This is a genomic window from Flavobacterium sp. B330r (assembly GCF_056824325.1).
Genome location: NZ_CP124860.1, coordinates 2,307,148 through 2,322,394, shown reverse-complemented (window position 1 = coordinate 2,322,394; position 15,247 = coordinate 2,307,148). Strand labels below are relative to the sequence as shown.

The window sequence follows — 15,247 nt, the reverse complement described above, 5'->3', positions numbered from 1 at the left end:
TTTTTAGTATTTAGCTAAAATGTTAGTAACACAGAGTACACAAAGTTTTTACGCAAAGTTCGCTAAGATTTTATTTAAGTATCAGTCGAAAGACAAAGGTCACAAAGCTTTGTGGACTTTGGTTTCTCAAATAATTTCAAACAGAAACTTTGTGAACTCTGCGAAAAATCTTTGCGCTCTTTGCGTTTAAATCATTAACTACAGCATAAAAAAACTTAGCGCACCTTGCGTAATTCTTTGCGCTCTTTGCCGTTAAAAAAAAATTATCTTTGTAAAAAAAACAACACACTACAATGAAAAATACACTTATTGCTCCTTCAGTTCTTGCTGCCGATTTTGGTAATTTACAGCGTGATGCAGAAATGCTTAACAACAGTCAGGCAGATTGGTTCCATATCGATATTATGGACGGCGTTTTTGTTCCAAACATCTCATTTGGTATGCCAGTTCTAGAAGCAATTACAAAACATGCAAAAAAATATATCGATGTACATTTAATGATTGTTGACCCAGATCGATACATTAAAACCTTTGCCGATTTAGGAGCAAACGGATTAACCGTACATTACGAAGCATGCACGCACTTGCACAGAACACTGCAAGCCATTAAAGCAGAAGGAATGAAAGCGGGAGTAGCAATGAACCCTCACACTAATGTTGATCTCTTAGAAGACGTTATAAATGATATTGATGTAGTTTGCATCATGAGTGTTAACCCAGGATTTGGAGGACAATCATTCATCGAAAATACTTATGACAAAGTAAAAAAACTAAAAGCATTGATTACACGCAAAAATGCTTCAACACTAATCGAAATTGACGGCGGTGTAACCAGCAAAAACGCCAAACAATTGGTAGAAGCTGGTGCAGATGTTTTAGTTGCTGGAAGCTTTGTTTTTAAAGCCGAAAACCCAACAGAAACAATTGCAGAGTTAAAAGCTCTTACTGCTTTTTAAACTTTCAAAAACAAAAAAGAAAAGGCCAAAACATTTTTTGTCCTTTTCTTTTTTTATTACCTCAAACCTACTTAGGAGTAATCCAATAAGGGTTTGCTTTAAGTTTTTCTACAACGTATTGGATCACTTTCTGAGCTTTCAAACTATTTCCAGTTTCATCTAATGGCGGCGAAATAACCGCAATTCCAAATTTGCCAGGACACACTGCCAATATTCCTCCTCCAACTCCACTCTTTGCTGGAAGCCCCGAGTTAAACAGCCAAATTCCAGAATTGTCATAAAGCCCAGCAGTTGCCATTACAGGCAAAGTATACATAACAGTTGTCTGACTAACCACCTTATTCTTTGTAATAGGATTAACACCTCCATTTGCCAATGTGGCCGCCATTGTAGCAAGATCCTTTACATTTACATTCAATGCACATTGTTTCGTATAAAGATCTGTTGCTTGTACCGGATCAAAATATATTCTGTTATAAGCCAATAGCAAATGTGCAATAGCTTGATTCCGCAAATTATCACCAGCCTCACTTCTATAAACAGGACGATTTATAGAAAGCTGTCTTCCGGCAAAATCACTATGAATTTTCTGGATTTCTTTCCATTTTGCTATAGAATCATTACCCCGAATAAGGCTAGTGGTTGCAATAGCTCCTGGATTTACAAGAGGATTAATTTTATCGCCTTTGTGCATTTCTACTGCAACAATAGAATTAAATGGCAATCCAGTCGCATTTACTCCTACTTTATCTTCCAAAAATTGTGACCCTTCTTGCTCAATTACTTTTGCCATAGTAAACACTTTCGATATACTTTGAATCGAAACCATTGATGTTATATCACCTTTTGTATATATGGCTCCCTCTGCGGTAACAATTGCAATACCAAAAATATCGGGATCAACATTGGCAAGCTCTTGAATATAGTCGGCATTTTTTCCTTCTTTTAAATCTTTAAATTTATTAAAGGCCTCATTAAGTGTATTCTCTATATTTTGTTTATTCAGTAGTATTTGGCTATAGCCTTGGTTTATGATAAAAACAATCATTAAACCAACAAAAGTCATTTGCTTGTTCATTCTAAAAAATGCATTCTTATTTGTATTCTGTATTAATTTATGACTAAATAGTATTGAATTAAAAATCCTTACTGCTTTTAAGATTTTTAAGATTCGGGAAGAAATCAATTCCAGTCATTTTTTCTAAAGTTTCAATCGGAACAACAAAATCATAAATAGATTTATCGCTTTTTTCGTTTGGAACCAAGAAAGCAATTGCTTTATGCTCTTTACCTGTTTTAGCCAAAACGATTTTATAAAAATATTTAGGAACAGCAACTTTTTCTGTTCCTATTTTTCTATCCGATTCTTTCGCAATTCCGCCAGTTACGACATAAATATCATTATATTTTCCTGCCCAATAACGCGTCTTCTGCTCTATTCTATTCCAAATTCCAGCATTAAATTCCTTTTTCTGAGGTGATATATTCGACGTGTAAAAAGTATCATTATAGGCATCTTTACTAAATTCCATATCTCCAGCAGGGCAAAGATGTCCTTTATCATAACCTGAATTTTTATAATTTCTCCAATCTGCAGAACCTGTCGTTACATTTGGATCTTCAATAAAATAAGGTCTTTTAAAATCATTATTTTTTAAATATTCTTTTTTCAATTCGTACGCCACCCATTCTGCCTGCTCGAACTTTTCATTATACGATAAAGTATAATATTGGTGTTTTACAATCTGCTTTGTCGTCGAAGTTGGCAAATAAGCAACCGTATAGACAGAATCTGTGCTAGAAGAATTTCCTTTAATAGAAGAAACCGCTTCATCATTATTTACTTTTTCAGTAATTCCTGTATTCTCTTTTTTACAAGAGAACAATGCAAAACCCATTAAAATCAAACTCAGGCCAACTTTCATAATTCTATTTTTAGAGGTTAAACATACAAAAAAACGCTCCATAAATTTAAAATTCATAGAGCGTTTTTAAACAAATTAAATTCTTCTCGAATTTAAGACTTCACTAGCTTGTCCTTTTTCATTTTAGGATTAACTGTAGCTTTTACCAAACTTTTTGATTGTAAATCATCCAATACGTTTAACGCTTCTTCTACATAAACATCTTTAGATAAAGCTTGGTGCCATGCATCTCTTTTTTCTTTTAAAGAAGCATCAGCTTTCATTTCATCTTCTTCATACGGTAATGATTTAAAAATCAAATCGTTTTTGTAATCAGAAATTGGTTTATATTTTTTTCCTTCGTTTTCAACTTGTTCTTGAGTTTCTTTAAAACTCTTAATATTCAAGCTATATACGTTTTCTTTATTTTTAACATCGATCCATTTCGCATTATCATCAATTAACTTAAATTGAGCATTTTGAGCAATTCTGTTTTTACTGTTCATAATTGCTTTGTTGAAATTCTCATTAGAAGTCCAAGTGCTGTAATCGGCTGGATCAATTTTATCCCAAGGCATTGCATTATCAATGTCTCTTTCTCCCATTTTTAAGTAAGCATAACGATCTGGCATTACCACATCACTATGAACACCTTCTAATTGAGTAGAACCACCGTTAATTCTATAAAACTTCTGTCCTGTAATTTTCAATGCTCCAAGATCTCCATAGTTTGCATTACGCACAAACTGATTTAAATCTAATACGTTTTGTACAGTTCCTTTACCGTAAGTTTGTTTACTTCCGATAATCACACCACGTTTATAATCCTGAATTGCAGCCGCCAAGATCTCAGAAGCCGAAGCAGAAAAACTGTTTACCATGATAACTAATGGACCATCCCACTCGATTTTTTTATCTTTATCATATAAAACTTCTTTCTTTTTACCAGCAGATTTTACCTGAACGATTGGTCCTTCTTCGATAAATAAACCAGCAATATCAACCACTGTAGAAAGAGATCCTCCACCATCATCACGAACGTCTAAAACAATACCGTTGATGTTTTCTTTTTTCAATCTCTCTACTTCACGAGCAATATCTTTTCCTGCATCACGTCCGTCTTTGTTTTCAAAATCGATATAAAATTTAGGAAGATAGATCACTCCATATTTTAAACCATCTTTCTCCACAATACTAGACTTAGCGTATGTTTCTTCAATTTCAACAACATCACGAATAATAGAAATCACTTTAATAGAACCATCAACTTTCTTAACAGTTAACTTTACTTCAGTTCCTTTGTGACCTTTAATTTTCTTTACAACATCATCCAAACGCATTCCAACAACATCTACAGGCTCTTCGTTTCCTTGAGCCACTTTCAAGATTAAATCTCCTGCTTCTAATTGTTTTCCTTTCCAAGCTGGACCTCCAGAAATTAACTCATCAATTTGAGTAAAATCATTTTTCTTAGTCAAACGAGCTCCAATACCTTCCAATTTACCGCTGATGTTTACATCAAAACGATCTTTTTCTTCTGGTGCAAAATAGCTTGTATGCGGATCAAAACGAGCCATGATCGAGTTCAAATAAACAGAAAACCAGTAGTCTCTATTCAAATCTTTAATCACGCTAAAATTATCATCTAGAGATTTTAATGAACTTTCACGAGTTTCTTTCTCTAAAGTTTCAAAAGATTTCTCTTTGTAAGCTGGATCTTTTTTCTTCTTTTCATCTTCAATTTTTTGCTTTGTAACCAAAGAAGAAAGAGTCGATAATTTAATCTGTTTTCTCCATCTTTCATTTATCTCCGTTAAGTTTTTTGCATACGGGATTTTCTCATAATCCGCATCAAAAGTCTCATCTACATTATAATTAAATGGCTGAGCTAAAATCGTTTTATAACGTTTTTTACTTTCCTCCATACGCTTCATTAACCTTGTATAAGTAAGATTGAAAAACGTAATATCTTTATTCAAAAATTGATCATCCAGCATTAATTCATACTGTTTGAATTCGTCAATATCAGACTGAAGGAAAAATCTTTTTGAAGGGTCTAAAGCATCAATATAATCCTTGAAAATACCTTTAGAAAATTCATCATTTATTTCTGCTGGGCTGTAATGTCCTTTTTCAATAACAAATGCTAATAATTCTAAAAGTGTCTTGTCTTTGTTTGGATCTGGGTCGATTGTCCTATCGGCATTCATCTTAAATGCAAATAATGTAAGCGATAAGCACAATACGGCTATGAGTATCTTATAATTTCTTTTCATAAACTTTATAATAGCATTCATCAATTTTTTTATCTAAGTTACGTTAAAAACTATGCCACGAGAGCTAACGCTTCGATAATTTTTTGTTAAAGATATAAAAATGTTTAATTCGCAAAAAAGTTCTTTACCTTAGTTGACAAATTTTACAGTATTTGTGACTTCTCGCAAATAATTGTGATTAATTTTGCTCTTAAAATCTTACAATTGTTAAAACTACACATAATATTTATTAAATGAAAGCCGAGAAACCACTTATATTAGTAACCAACGACGATGGTATTTTGGCTCCTGGAATTAGAGCCCTTATTAGTGTCATGGAAACAATAGGCGATGTCATTGTCGTTGCGCCAGACAAACCGCAAAGCGCAATGGGTCACGCAATCACCGTCAATAATACTTTATTTATTGATAAAATCTCCAAAGACAATGACACAATTGCAGAGTACAGCTGCTCTGGAACGCCTGTCGATTGTGTAAAACTGGCAGTAAACGAAATCTTAAAACGCAAACCCGATTTGTGCGTTTCGGGAATAAATCACGGATCGAATTCTTCTATTAATGTCATATATTCCGGAACCATGAGCGCCGCGGTTGAAGCTGGAATAGAAGGTATTCAAGCAATAGGATTTTCTCTTTTAGATTTTGATTGGAATGCTGATTTTGAACCAATAAAGTCTTTTGTAAAAAAAATCACTTTAGAAACCCTAGCCAATAAACTTCCGCCAGGAGTAGTTTTAAATGTCAATTTTCCAAAATTAAAGGAGTCTGAAATTAAAGGAATTAAAGTTTGCCGTCAAGCGAAAGCCTACTATGCGCAAAAATTTGATAAAAGACAAACTCCTTTTGGGAAAGATTATTACTGGCTTGCCGGAAAATTTGTAAACGAAGATAAAGGCGAAGACACTGACGAATGGGCATTGGAAAACGGATATGTTTCTGTAGTTCCAGTACAATTTGACTTGACCGCTCACCACTCTATTCAACAACTTAATACTTGGAAATTAAATGACTAAAGAAATACTGATCGGATTTTTAATCGGAATTTTTACGGCTCTTTTAGGAAGTTATCTATTCATCACTTTTTTTACCACATTTGATATTTCGCAAGGATTTCAAATGATTCGAGAATACGGATATCTCGGAAAAATAATTACTATAGGAACACTTTTAGACCTTGCCGTTTTTGGTATTCTGTTAAAAAGAAATAAAGAATTTATGGCGCGTGGCGTAATTCTAGCCGTGATTGTACTGGCAATTTCTACATTAGTTATTTAAATCTTATCTTTGCTAAGTTCCTTTTAATGGTTACAACTTTAGCACATTTACAAAAAAACCAACATGAAGTATTACATAATTGCAGGAGAAGCCTCTGGAGATTTACATGGTTCAAATTTAATGAAGGCCTTATATACCGAAGATCCAGAAGCAGAAATTAGATTTTGGGGTGGAGACTTAATGCAAAAAGCAGGCGGAACTCTAGTAAAACACTATCGCGACCTAGCTTTTATGGGCTTTATTGAAGTGGTTTTCAATTTAAAAACCATTTTAAACAATATTAAAATCTGTAAAAAAGACATCTCGGAGTTCAAACCAGATGTGATTATTTTTATTGATTATCCTGGTTTTAATATGCGAATTGCAAAATGGGCAAAAGAATTAGGTTATAAAACACATTACTATATTTCTCCTCAAATTTGGGCTTGGAAAGAAAATCGAATTAAAGCCATCAAACAAGACATTGATAAGATGTATGTTATTTTGCCATTCGAGAAAAGTTTCTACGAAGACAAACATCATTTTCCTGTAGATTTTGTTGGACATCCGCTTATTGATGCCATTCAGAATCAGCCCGCTTTTGATGAAGCTTTCTTTAGAAAAGAAAATAATTTAGGCGAAAAGCCCATTATTGCCGTTCTACCAGGAAGCCGTAAACAGGAAATTACCAAAATGCTGAGTGTGATGCTGAGCGTTGTAGATGATTTTCAGGATTATGAATTTGTTATTGCAGGCGCTCCAAGTCAGGAATATGAATTTTATCAGCAATTCCTGAAAAATAAAAACATTGCCTTTGTTTCGAACAAAACATATGATTTGCTTCGTTCTTCGACAGCTGCTCTTGTAACTTCTGGAACTGCAACTCTTGAAACTGCACTTTTTAAAGTTCCCGAGGTCGTTTGCTATAAAGGAAGCGAAGTTTCGTACCAAATTGCAAAACGCATTATTACATTAAAGTATATTTCTCTTGTCAATTTAATTATGGATCAAGAAGTTGTAACCGAGTTGATTCAAGCAGATTGTAATAAAAAACGAATCAAAGAAGAACTTCAAAAATTATTAGAGCCTGGCCATCGCAATAAAGTGCTGCAAAATTACGATATATTAGAACAAAAATTAGGCGGAGTTGGCGCGAGTAAAAACACAGCAAAACTAATTGTTGCCGATTTAAAACAAAATAATTAATTGATTTGAAACGAATTGTAATTTTTCTGCTTTTGGCAATTGCTGTTACTTCTTGTAAATCGACTTCGACAGCGGTATCAAAAAACAGCACAAAAAGCGAATCAAAAAAAGAAAACAGAGCTTTGGTTAATAATTTAATTGAAAAAGCTACTGATAATATTGGCGTTCGCTATAAAGCAGGTGGAACTACAAAAAGCGGTTTTGATTGTTCTGGATTAGTTTACACCACTTTTGAAAGTGAAAATATCCAACTTCCGAGAAGTTCTTTTGATCAAGCAAAAATTGGAAAAGTTGTCCCATTAAATGACGCCAAAAAGGGAGATTTAATTTTCTTTAAAACCAACAAAAGCAGACAAATCAATCACGTCGGACTAATTACAGAGGTCAATTCTGATGAAATAAAATTTGTCCACTCATCTACCTCAAAAGGTGTAATTATTTCCTCTACCAAAGAACCTTATTACAAAAACTCCTTTGAGCAGGTAAATAGGATTCTTCAATAAAAAGATATTTTTTTATTATTTTTCTTACAAATATTTAATACTTTTAAGCCATGAAAGTATTAGATTTTCCGTTAATAAAAATTACAATCGCTTTTATAATAGGTGTCATCACAGCTTATTATTTACACTTATCTATTGCGGCAATTCATTATTTGCTACTAATTTGTCTTTTCTTATTTGTCAGTACCTATTTATGGAATTTAAAAAACAATAAGAAAACAATTCTTTTTGGGATTTCAGTTTACTTGCTCTCTTTTTTCTTAGGTTCTTTTACTCTTATTAGCCATACCGAAAGTCTTCAAAAGAACAATTACACGCATTGCAAAGCAGCATTTGAAACAAAACAATCTCTTACTTTAATCTTGAGAGAAAAATTAAAAAGCAATGATTTCAGTGATCGTTACATTGGGCATATCAAAACCATTTCAGGAAAAGTTTATTCTGGAAAAATAATTGTAAACGTTCAAAAAGATAGTAACCGCAATGCTCTAATTATAGGAAACAACATTAAAATTCAAACGCTTTTACAGCGAAATAAACCCAGTAAAAATCCAAATCAATTTGATTACAGTAGATATTTGGCAGACAAACAAATTTATGCTCAGATTTATTGTTCTAAAAAAGAAATTTTGGTGAACAAAAACATTCAAAAAGACATTTGGTATTATTGTGCCAAATTACATTCGCGAATAATTTTTAATCTTGAAAAGTCAAAATTCAACAAATCTGAAATGAATGTTGCTCTGGCGCTCATTTTAGGTCAGCAGCAGGACATTTCACAAGACATTATCCAAGATTATCAATACTCTGGCGCTACACACGTTTTATCGGTTTCTGGGCTTCATGTAGGCTTTATAATGATTTTTATAACCTTTATACTCAAACCAATTCCAAACACAAAAAAAGGTTCATTTTTTAAACTGGCTTGCATTCTAATTTCCTTAGCTGGTTTTGCTATTATTTCTGGCTTATCGCCTTCCGTTTTACGATCTGTAGTCATGTTCTCCTTTCTTGCAATTGGAAATCATTTGCGCCGAACTGGCAACATCTACCATACTTTACTCGTTTCAATTTTACTAATATTACTTTTTGAGCCTTATTTCTTATTTGATGTTGGCTTTCAATTAAGTTACATCGCACTTTTTTTCATTCTTTGGCTACAGCCTGTTTTAAAAAACATTTATAAACCAAAAAACAAAATAACAATTTACATTTGGGAAGCTTTAACGGTTTCATTCGCTGCTCAAATTGGCACATTGCCTTTATGCCTTTATTATTTCCATCAATTTCCAGGGTTATTTTTTGTCACAAATATTATTATACTCCCTATTTTATCCTTTATCATGATTGCTGGAATTGTGGTTATGATTATCTCCATTTTCACCAGTCCGCCCTTATTCATCACTATGATTTTTGAGAAAAGCATTTATCTGCTAAATCTTACGATTCATGCTGTTGCTTCTATAGATTCATTTGTTATCAGAGACATCAGTTTTAATTTGTTTCATTTATGGGCATTTTCTTTATTTATAATCAGCACCATTATCTGGATTAAAAAGCCAAGTTTCAGCAAATTGCTATTTGCATTGATTTCAATTATTACGATCCAGCTTGCCTTTATTTTAACCAAAATAGAAACAGAAAAAGAAGAAGAATTGATTGTTTACAACGAAAGAAACAATACACTCATTTCTGAACGTTCAGGAAGAAATCTTGTGCTTTTTACTAGAGATACTGTTATTGAAAACAACAGAAACATCAATTCGTATCTCGTAGGGAATTCAATTGCGTTATCTAGAATCAAAGAGATCAAAAATGTGCTTTATTTTAAAGACACCAAAATTCTAATTATTGACAGCACTAAAACTTTACCAGAAAAAGTAAATCCAGATATTTTAATTCTTACTCAGACCTCAAAAATAAATCTGGATCGATTGCTAGAAAATATTCGTCCTAAAATTGTTATTGCTGATGGATCGAACTCTAATTCGATTCAGAAAAATTGGAAAAATAGTTGTCTTAAAAAAAATATCCCTTTTCATTCAACAAAAGAAAAGGGATATTATAGATTGTAATTTTATTCTGGATTTAAAATCAAATCCGATTCAGAAATCCATGATTTAACGCCAGAAGCTTTATAGCCTATAAGTCCTAGTTTATTAAAATTGGTCTTTCCTTTTCTACTGGTAACTTCAGAAAAACACACTTGCGGAACCTCTTCTATACCAAAAGCATTTTTCAATCGCAAATTTTGCTCTTTACTAGCATCAGAAATAGATGGATCAGAAAGATCAAGCTTGACCAAAATAACATTTTTACGCGACCATTCTTCAAAATCACGAGTGGCAAAAATTTCATTTTGTAATTGAGGACTCACGTTTTGACTAGTAAAAAAAATCAGCAAAGGCTTTCTCTTTTCCGCACTTACAGTTACGGCATCATTAATGTCTGTTTTCCATATTATATTTTGAGAATTCATATAAAATGGACTTAAAAAAAATAGTAGGATAAGTAATTTTTTCGGCATATAATTTTGGTTTAGGTTATGTTAATAAAACTAAAATAGTATAAAAATATAATCCAATAAAGATTTTAAGAGATTAAAAACCAAGTTCTAAGCATTAAAATCAAATTGACAATAAATTGCCTGTTTTTTAATAAATGTGAAATAAACACTAATAAAAACAATCAAATATTGATTGATCTTTTTTAGAATAAAAAAAATCCCCTCCTGTAAAACAGAAAGGGGACTAAAAAAAATTAAAATAAAAGTCGAATGAAATCGTTTACTATTCTGATGGATGTAAAATTGCATTTGATTCTGCAATCCAAGCTTTCGCTCCTCCAGGTTTATAGGCTATTTTTCCTAAAGCACTAAATGTAGTTTTGTTTTTTCTTACCGATGCCATTGCAAAGCATACTTCTGGAAGATCTTGAACTCCAAATGCATTTTTTAATTTCACATTTTGTTCACGATCGCTATCTGAAGCATTCATATCAGACAAATCTAATTTTACTAAGACCACATTGTCACGTGACCAAACCGCAAAATCGGGCGTTTTAAAGATTTCATTTTGAAGATTTTCTGGCACACCTGAGGCAGTGAATAAAATCAGCATTGGTTTTTTCTGGTCATTACTTATAGCAATAGCATCTGTCATGTTTGTTCTCCATGCTAAGTTTTGTGCTTGGGCCATAAATGAACCTAAAAAAAACAGTAGGATAAGTAGTTTTTTAGTCATATAAATTGGTTTTGGTTAGATTAGCAAGACGAAATTAACATTATATTTTAGTTATCCAAATTTTATTAGCACAAAAAATACATTATATGTTTTTTTAAACGTGATAAAATAAATAATACTCAATTTGCCTATATTTTGTAAAGAATTTTTCCTACTAAACAAAAAAAAGGTCCCTTACAGTGTAAGAGACCTTTTGATATTTTTTTATTCTAAATTTATAATTTCTTCGGATGCACTATACCTTCTGCAACATTTAACCAAGCAGATGGCCCACCAGCAACATATCCTGTTTTACCAAGACCTTTAAAATTAACTCTTCCGTCTTTTGTTTCTGCACTTGTAAAGAAAACAGTTGGAAACCCTTGAATACCGAAAGCTTGCTGCAATTCATTGTTTTGACTTTTAAGCTCTGGCGTTTGTGCAACAGCTCTAGGATAATCTAATTCTACTAGAACTACATTATCAGTCGCCCACTTTTTAAATTCGGCAGTTTTTAAAACTTCATTTTGCAAACGAATACACCAACCACACCAATCACTGCCTGTAAAAAACATTAGCATAGGCTTTTGTTCTTTGTTACTTATAGTAATGGCTTCTCTAACATCTGTATACCATTTTAATTCTTGTGCCTGAATATTTGCGGCTCCAATTAAAAACAAAGCGATGAGTAGTATTTTTTTCATAACGAGGAATTTTATGCAAATTTATGCAAAAAGTTATTACAATATAATTATTTAACTTCCTGCATTAATCTCTTGATTAGCGGGGTAGCCACAATTAAAACAACTCCGGCAATTAAAGAATATAATGCTAATTGATAATATCCGTCTGTATAGGCAATAAGTTTAGACATTAATGTAGTTCCAGTGTTGGCATCAGATATTTCGGCTCCCAATTTCCCAGCAGCAAACTGACCAAATGCACTAGACAAGAACCACAATCCCATCATCATTCCAAACAATCGTTTAGGAGATAATTTGGTAATTACCGACATTCCGATTGGACCAATACACAACTCTCCAAGCGTATAAACAAGATATCCTAAAGCAAAAACATCCAAAGAACTTAATCCATCTGCATCTACAAAAAATCTAGCAGAGTAAAAGATAAAGAAACCTGCCGCAAGAAGAATAAATGACAAACCAAACTTAATAACAGTGTTAGGTTCAATTTTTCGCTTAGCCATTAATATCCATAACAAACCTACCAATGGACTAAAAATAACAACATACAATGAGTTGATACTATTATTTACCACATTTGGATCAATATGAAAAAACAACAACTTGTTCGATAAATTGTCTTTTGCAAACAAAGACAATGAACCTCCAGATTGCTCCGAGATGGCCATAAACATAAAGTATCCAAAAATGAATACAAATGCAGCTAAAAGTTTTCTCTGCTGTTTTCCATCTTTTAACATTATCAATTCATATGCAAAATATCCTAATGCCACTACTCCCATAGTATACATAAAGTACTCTGTAAAATCAGAATTGATAACCATTATATAAACTAGTGGAATTACAACAAAAGAACCTACATAAACTGCAGTTTCATAAAGATTACGTTTTTTAGGTGCATGGTTTTCTAATGGAGAATTTCCAATTGGCGCAAGATGCTTTTTCGTTAAAAGAAAAGTAATAACTCCAATTATCATCACAATTGCCGCAGAAAGAAAACAAAGACTCCAAGAATAGTTCTTTCCTAAATAAATAGGAATTGCACCACCAAGCATACCTCCAATATTAATTCCTGCATAAAACAATCCGTAACCAGCATCTCGACGGCCGTCACTTTCATGATACAACTCCCCTACCATTGAAGATACGTTTGGTTTAAAAAAACCAGTTCCGATAATAGAAAGTGTTATTCCGTAGTAAAAGAAATCATGCGGAGAAGCTGCAATAAGCAAGTTCCCAAGAATCATGACAATTCCTCCAAAAAGAAGCGATTTCTTAAAACCTAGTATTTTATCAGCAAAGATTCCACCGATAAAAGTAAATGCATATACAAAAGCCTGAATTGCTCCATATTGCAAATTTGCTTTTCCTTCTACTAGACCTAATTGGTCTACCATAAAAAAAGCTAAAACCCCTCTCATTCCGTAGAAACAAAAACGCTCCCACATTTCAACCAAAAACAAATACCACAATTGCTTTGGGTACTTGCCTTTAAAATTTTGAATTTCTTCTAAAGTAATATTGTTTTCCATTTTTTATCTAACACCGTGCATTAATTTTTTCAATAGTGGTGTTAAAGCAAATAATAAAATTGCAGCAATACCAGTTAGGACAACAAATACCATAAAGAATTCATATAAGTTATGGATTTCAAATCCTGCAAAAATTGGGTTTTGCGCACTAATTTGATGATGATCCAACAAAGCCAATTGGTCTGCTGAAAGCGTTATTTTTTTATCTAAAACTGCCTGAAGATCGATTCCTAATTCTTTTGCTTTTGCAAATTTATCACCAGTTGCTGGTAAAATAGAACCTAAAGTTCCTCCTAAAGCGTAACCTGATGCATTAGACAAGAAGAATACTCCGTATAATAATGATGCAAAACGTTTTGGAGATAATTTACCAACCAATGACAAACCAATTGGAGACAAACACAACTCTGCACATGTATTTAAGAAATATAATAAGATCAACCATTTAACTAGCAAGAAACCTGAAGTTCCGATATAAGAAACCTGAGTCGCGATCATAAAGAAACTGATCGAAATGATTACTAAACCTGCAGCCAATTTTACAGGAGAAATCGGCTCTTTCCCTTTAGCTCTTAAAGTATCCCAAAGCACACTGAAAGGAACTGCTAAAAGCACAACAAATAATCCGTTAAAAATTTGAACCATCGATGGTGGCATTGCCCAACCAAAGAAATGTCTGTCTGTTTGGTTATCTGCAATAAAAGTTAAAGACGAACCCGCCTGCTCAAATGCCGCCCAGAAAAAGATAATAAAGAACGATACGATGTAGATTACAATAATTCTATCTCTTTCAATTTTAGTTAAAGAAGTATCAGAGATAATTAATCCTGCCAAAGCCAAACCACTTGAGTAAATCAAAGTATAAATTAAGTTCTGACCTACAACATAATGAAAAAAGAAACCTAAAGCAATAAAAGCAACTCCTGCACTTATTAAAGCTTTATTAGAAAAGTTTGCTTTCTGAGCTTCTCCTTCTTCAAAATCCGAAGCATCATTTTTAGAAGGAAGTCCTCCTAATGGTTTTCCTTCTGGAGAAACCACATATTTATTTTTTAAGAAGTAGAACAAAATTGTTCCTAACAACATAGCCACAGAAGCCGCCATGAATCCCCATCTAAAAGCGTGGATATCTCTAATTCCACCAGCATCTTTAACATCTCCTAACAAAGGACAGATAGACTGACCTAAGAATGCTCCGATGTTAATTCCCATATAGAAAATAGTAAATGCACTATCCAATTTTGTTTTTTCTTGTTTTGGATACAAACTTCCAACCATACTAGAAATGTTTGGCTTAAAGAATCCGTTACCAAAAACAATTACACCCAATGCAGAGTACATAACGATTTTTGCCAAGTCTAAATTAGACTCAAAAATACTTCCGCTGGTAAACAAAAGCATTTGTCCTATTGCCATTAATAACCCTCCTAATAAGATACAATTTCTGTTTCCTAAATAGCGGTCAGCAACAAAACCTCCTAACATTGGAGTCAAATAACAAAGCCCAAGGAAACCTCCGTAAATTAAAGAAGCTTCTTCTTCCTTCATTAATAATGAATTCACAAGGAATAAAGTTAATAAAGCTCGCATTCCATAAAAATTGAATCGCTCCCACATCTCCGTTCCAAACAATACCCAAAGCCCTTTTGGATGCGCGGTTTTTACTTGTGTTTCTCCCATATTATTCACTA

At 32.9% G+C, this 15,247-nt stretch carries 14 protein-coding genes; 6 read left to right on the top strand and 8 right to left on the bottom strand.

The genetic code is table 11. The annotated features are described in order from the left end of the window. The first annotated feature begins 293 nt into the window (after positions 1-293). Positions 294-956: a ribulose-phosphate 3-epimerase gene (gene rpe, locus QLQ95_RS10540; RefSeq protein WP_320493436.1), complete on the top strand. Its 663-nt coding sequence runs from the start codon at positions 294-296 to the stop codon at positions 954-956. Positions 957-1,023: 67 nt separating this feature from the next. Here rpe and glsA read toward each other — a convergent pair whose 3' ends face one another. From glsA to QLQ95_RS10525, 3 genes are all read right to left on the bottom strand, one after another. Further along, on the bottom strand, positions 1,024-2,034 hold the full coding sequence (gene glsA, locus QLQ95_RS10535) for a glutaminase A (protein ID WP_482503737.1): 1,011 nt from the start codon (positions 2,032-2,034) through the stop codon (positions 1,024-1,026). Between the two features lie 58 nt (positions 2,035-2,092). Beyond that, positions 2,093-2,881, bottom strand: a complete 789-nt coding sequence (locus QLQ95_RS10530) for a DNA/RNA non-specific endonuclease (protein ID WP_482503735.1) — start codon at positions 2,879-2,881, stop codon at positions 2,093-2,095. A gap of 92 nt (positions 2,882-2,973) precedes the next feature. Next, on the bottom strand, positions 2,974-5,157 hold the full coding sequence (locus tag QLQ95_RS10525) for a carboxy terminal-processing peptidase (protein ID WP_095928125.1): 2,184 nt from the start codon (positions 5,155-5,157) through the stop codon (positions 2,974-2,976). Between the two features lie 212 nt (positions 5,158-5,369). Between QLQ95_RS10525 and surE the strand changes: the two genes are divergently transcribed. The 5 genes from surE (at position 5,370) to QLQ95_RS10500 (ending at position 10,174) form a co-directional block, all read left to right on the top strand. After that, the gene (gene surE, locus QLQ95_RS10520; RefSeq protein WP_320493440.1) at positions 5,370-6,149 is read left to right on the top strand and encodes a 5'/3'-nucleotidase SurE; all 780 of its coding nucleotides are present in this window, start codon (positions 5,370-5,372) and stop codon (positions 6,147-6,149) included. Beyond that, positions 6,142-6,411: a hypothetical protein gene (locus QLQ95_RS10515; RefSeq protein WP_095928127.1), complete on the top strand. Its 270-nt coding sequence runs from the start codon at positions 6,142-6,144 to the stop codon at positions 6,409-6,411. Before surE ends, QLQ95_RS10515 begins: the two co-directional genes overlap by 8 nt. A gap of 63 nt (positions 6,412-6,474) precedes the next feature. Next, on the top strand, positions 6,475-7,596 hold the full coding sequence (gene lpxB, locus QLQ95_RS10510) for a lipid-A-disaccharide synthase (protein ID WP_095928128.1): 1,122 nt from the start codon (positions 6,475-6,477) through the stop codon (positions 7,594-7,596). A 5-nt stretch (positions 7,597-7,601) separates the two neighbouring features. Further along, positions 7,602-8,099, top strand: coding sequence for a C40 family peptidase (locus QLQ95_RS10505; RefSeq protein ID WP_095928129.1), 498 nt, complete (start codon positions 7,602-7,604; stop codon positions 8,097-8,099). Between the two features lie 50 nt (positions 8,100-8,149). Beyond that, positions 8,150-10,174 carry a ComEC/Rec2 family competence protein gene (locus QLQ95_RS10500; RefSeq protein WP_320493441.1) on the top strand — a complete coding sequence of 675 codons (2,025 nt, stop codon included), beginning with the start codon at positions 8,150-8,152 and terminating at the stop codon, positions 10,172-10,174. Positions 10,175-10,176: 2 nt separating this feature from the next. On the opposite strand, the gene QLQ95_RS10495 is transcribed toward QLQ95_RS10500, so the two are convergent. The 5 genes from QLQ95_RS10495 to QLQ95_RS10475 form a co-directional block, all read right to left on the bottom strand. Beyond that, a complete protein-coding gene (locus tag QLQ95_RS10495; protein WP_172426842.1) occupies positions 10,177-10,626 on the bottom strand; it encodes a thioredoxin domain-containing protein in 450 nt (149 codons plus the stop codon). Positions 10,627-10,888: 262 nt separating this feature from the next. Beyond that, positions 10,889-11,341: a thioredoxin domain-containing protein gene (locus QLQ95_RS10490; protein WP_095928132.1), complete on the bottom strand. Its 453-nt coding sequence runs from the start codon at positions 11,339-11,341 to the stop codon at positions 10,889-10,891. 215 nt (positions 11,342-11,556) lie between these two features. Beyond that, a complete protein-coding gene (locus tag QLQ95_RS10485) occupies positions 11,557-12,024 on the bottom strand; it encodes a thioredoxin family protein (RefSeq protein WP_095928133.1) in 468 nt (155 codons plus the stop codon). Between the two features lie 47 nt (positions 12,025-12,071). After that, complete coding sequence (locus QLQ95_RS10480; RefSeq protein ID WP_095928134.1) at positions 12,072-13,556, bottom strand: peptide MFS transporter; 1,485 nt, start codon at positions 13,554-13,556, stop codon at positions 12,072-12,074. Positions 13,557-13,559: 3 nt separating this feature from the next. After that, a complete protein-coding gene (locus tag QLQ95_RS10475; protein WP_320493442.1) occupies positions 13,560-15,236 on the bottom strand; it encodes a peptide MFS transporter in 1,677 nt (558 codons plus the stop codon). Positions 15,237-15,247 lie beyond the last annotated feature (11 nt).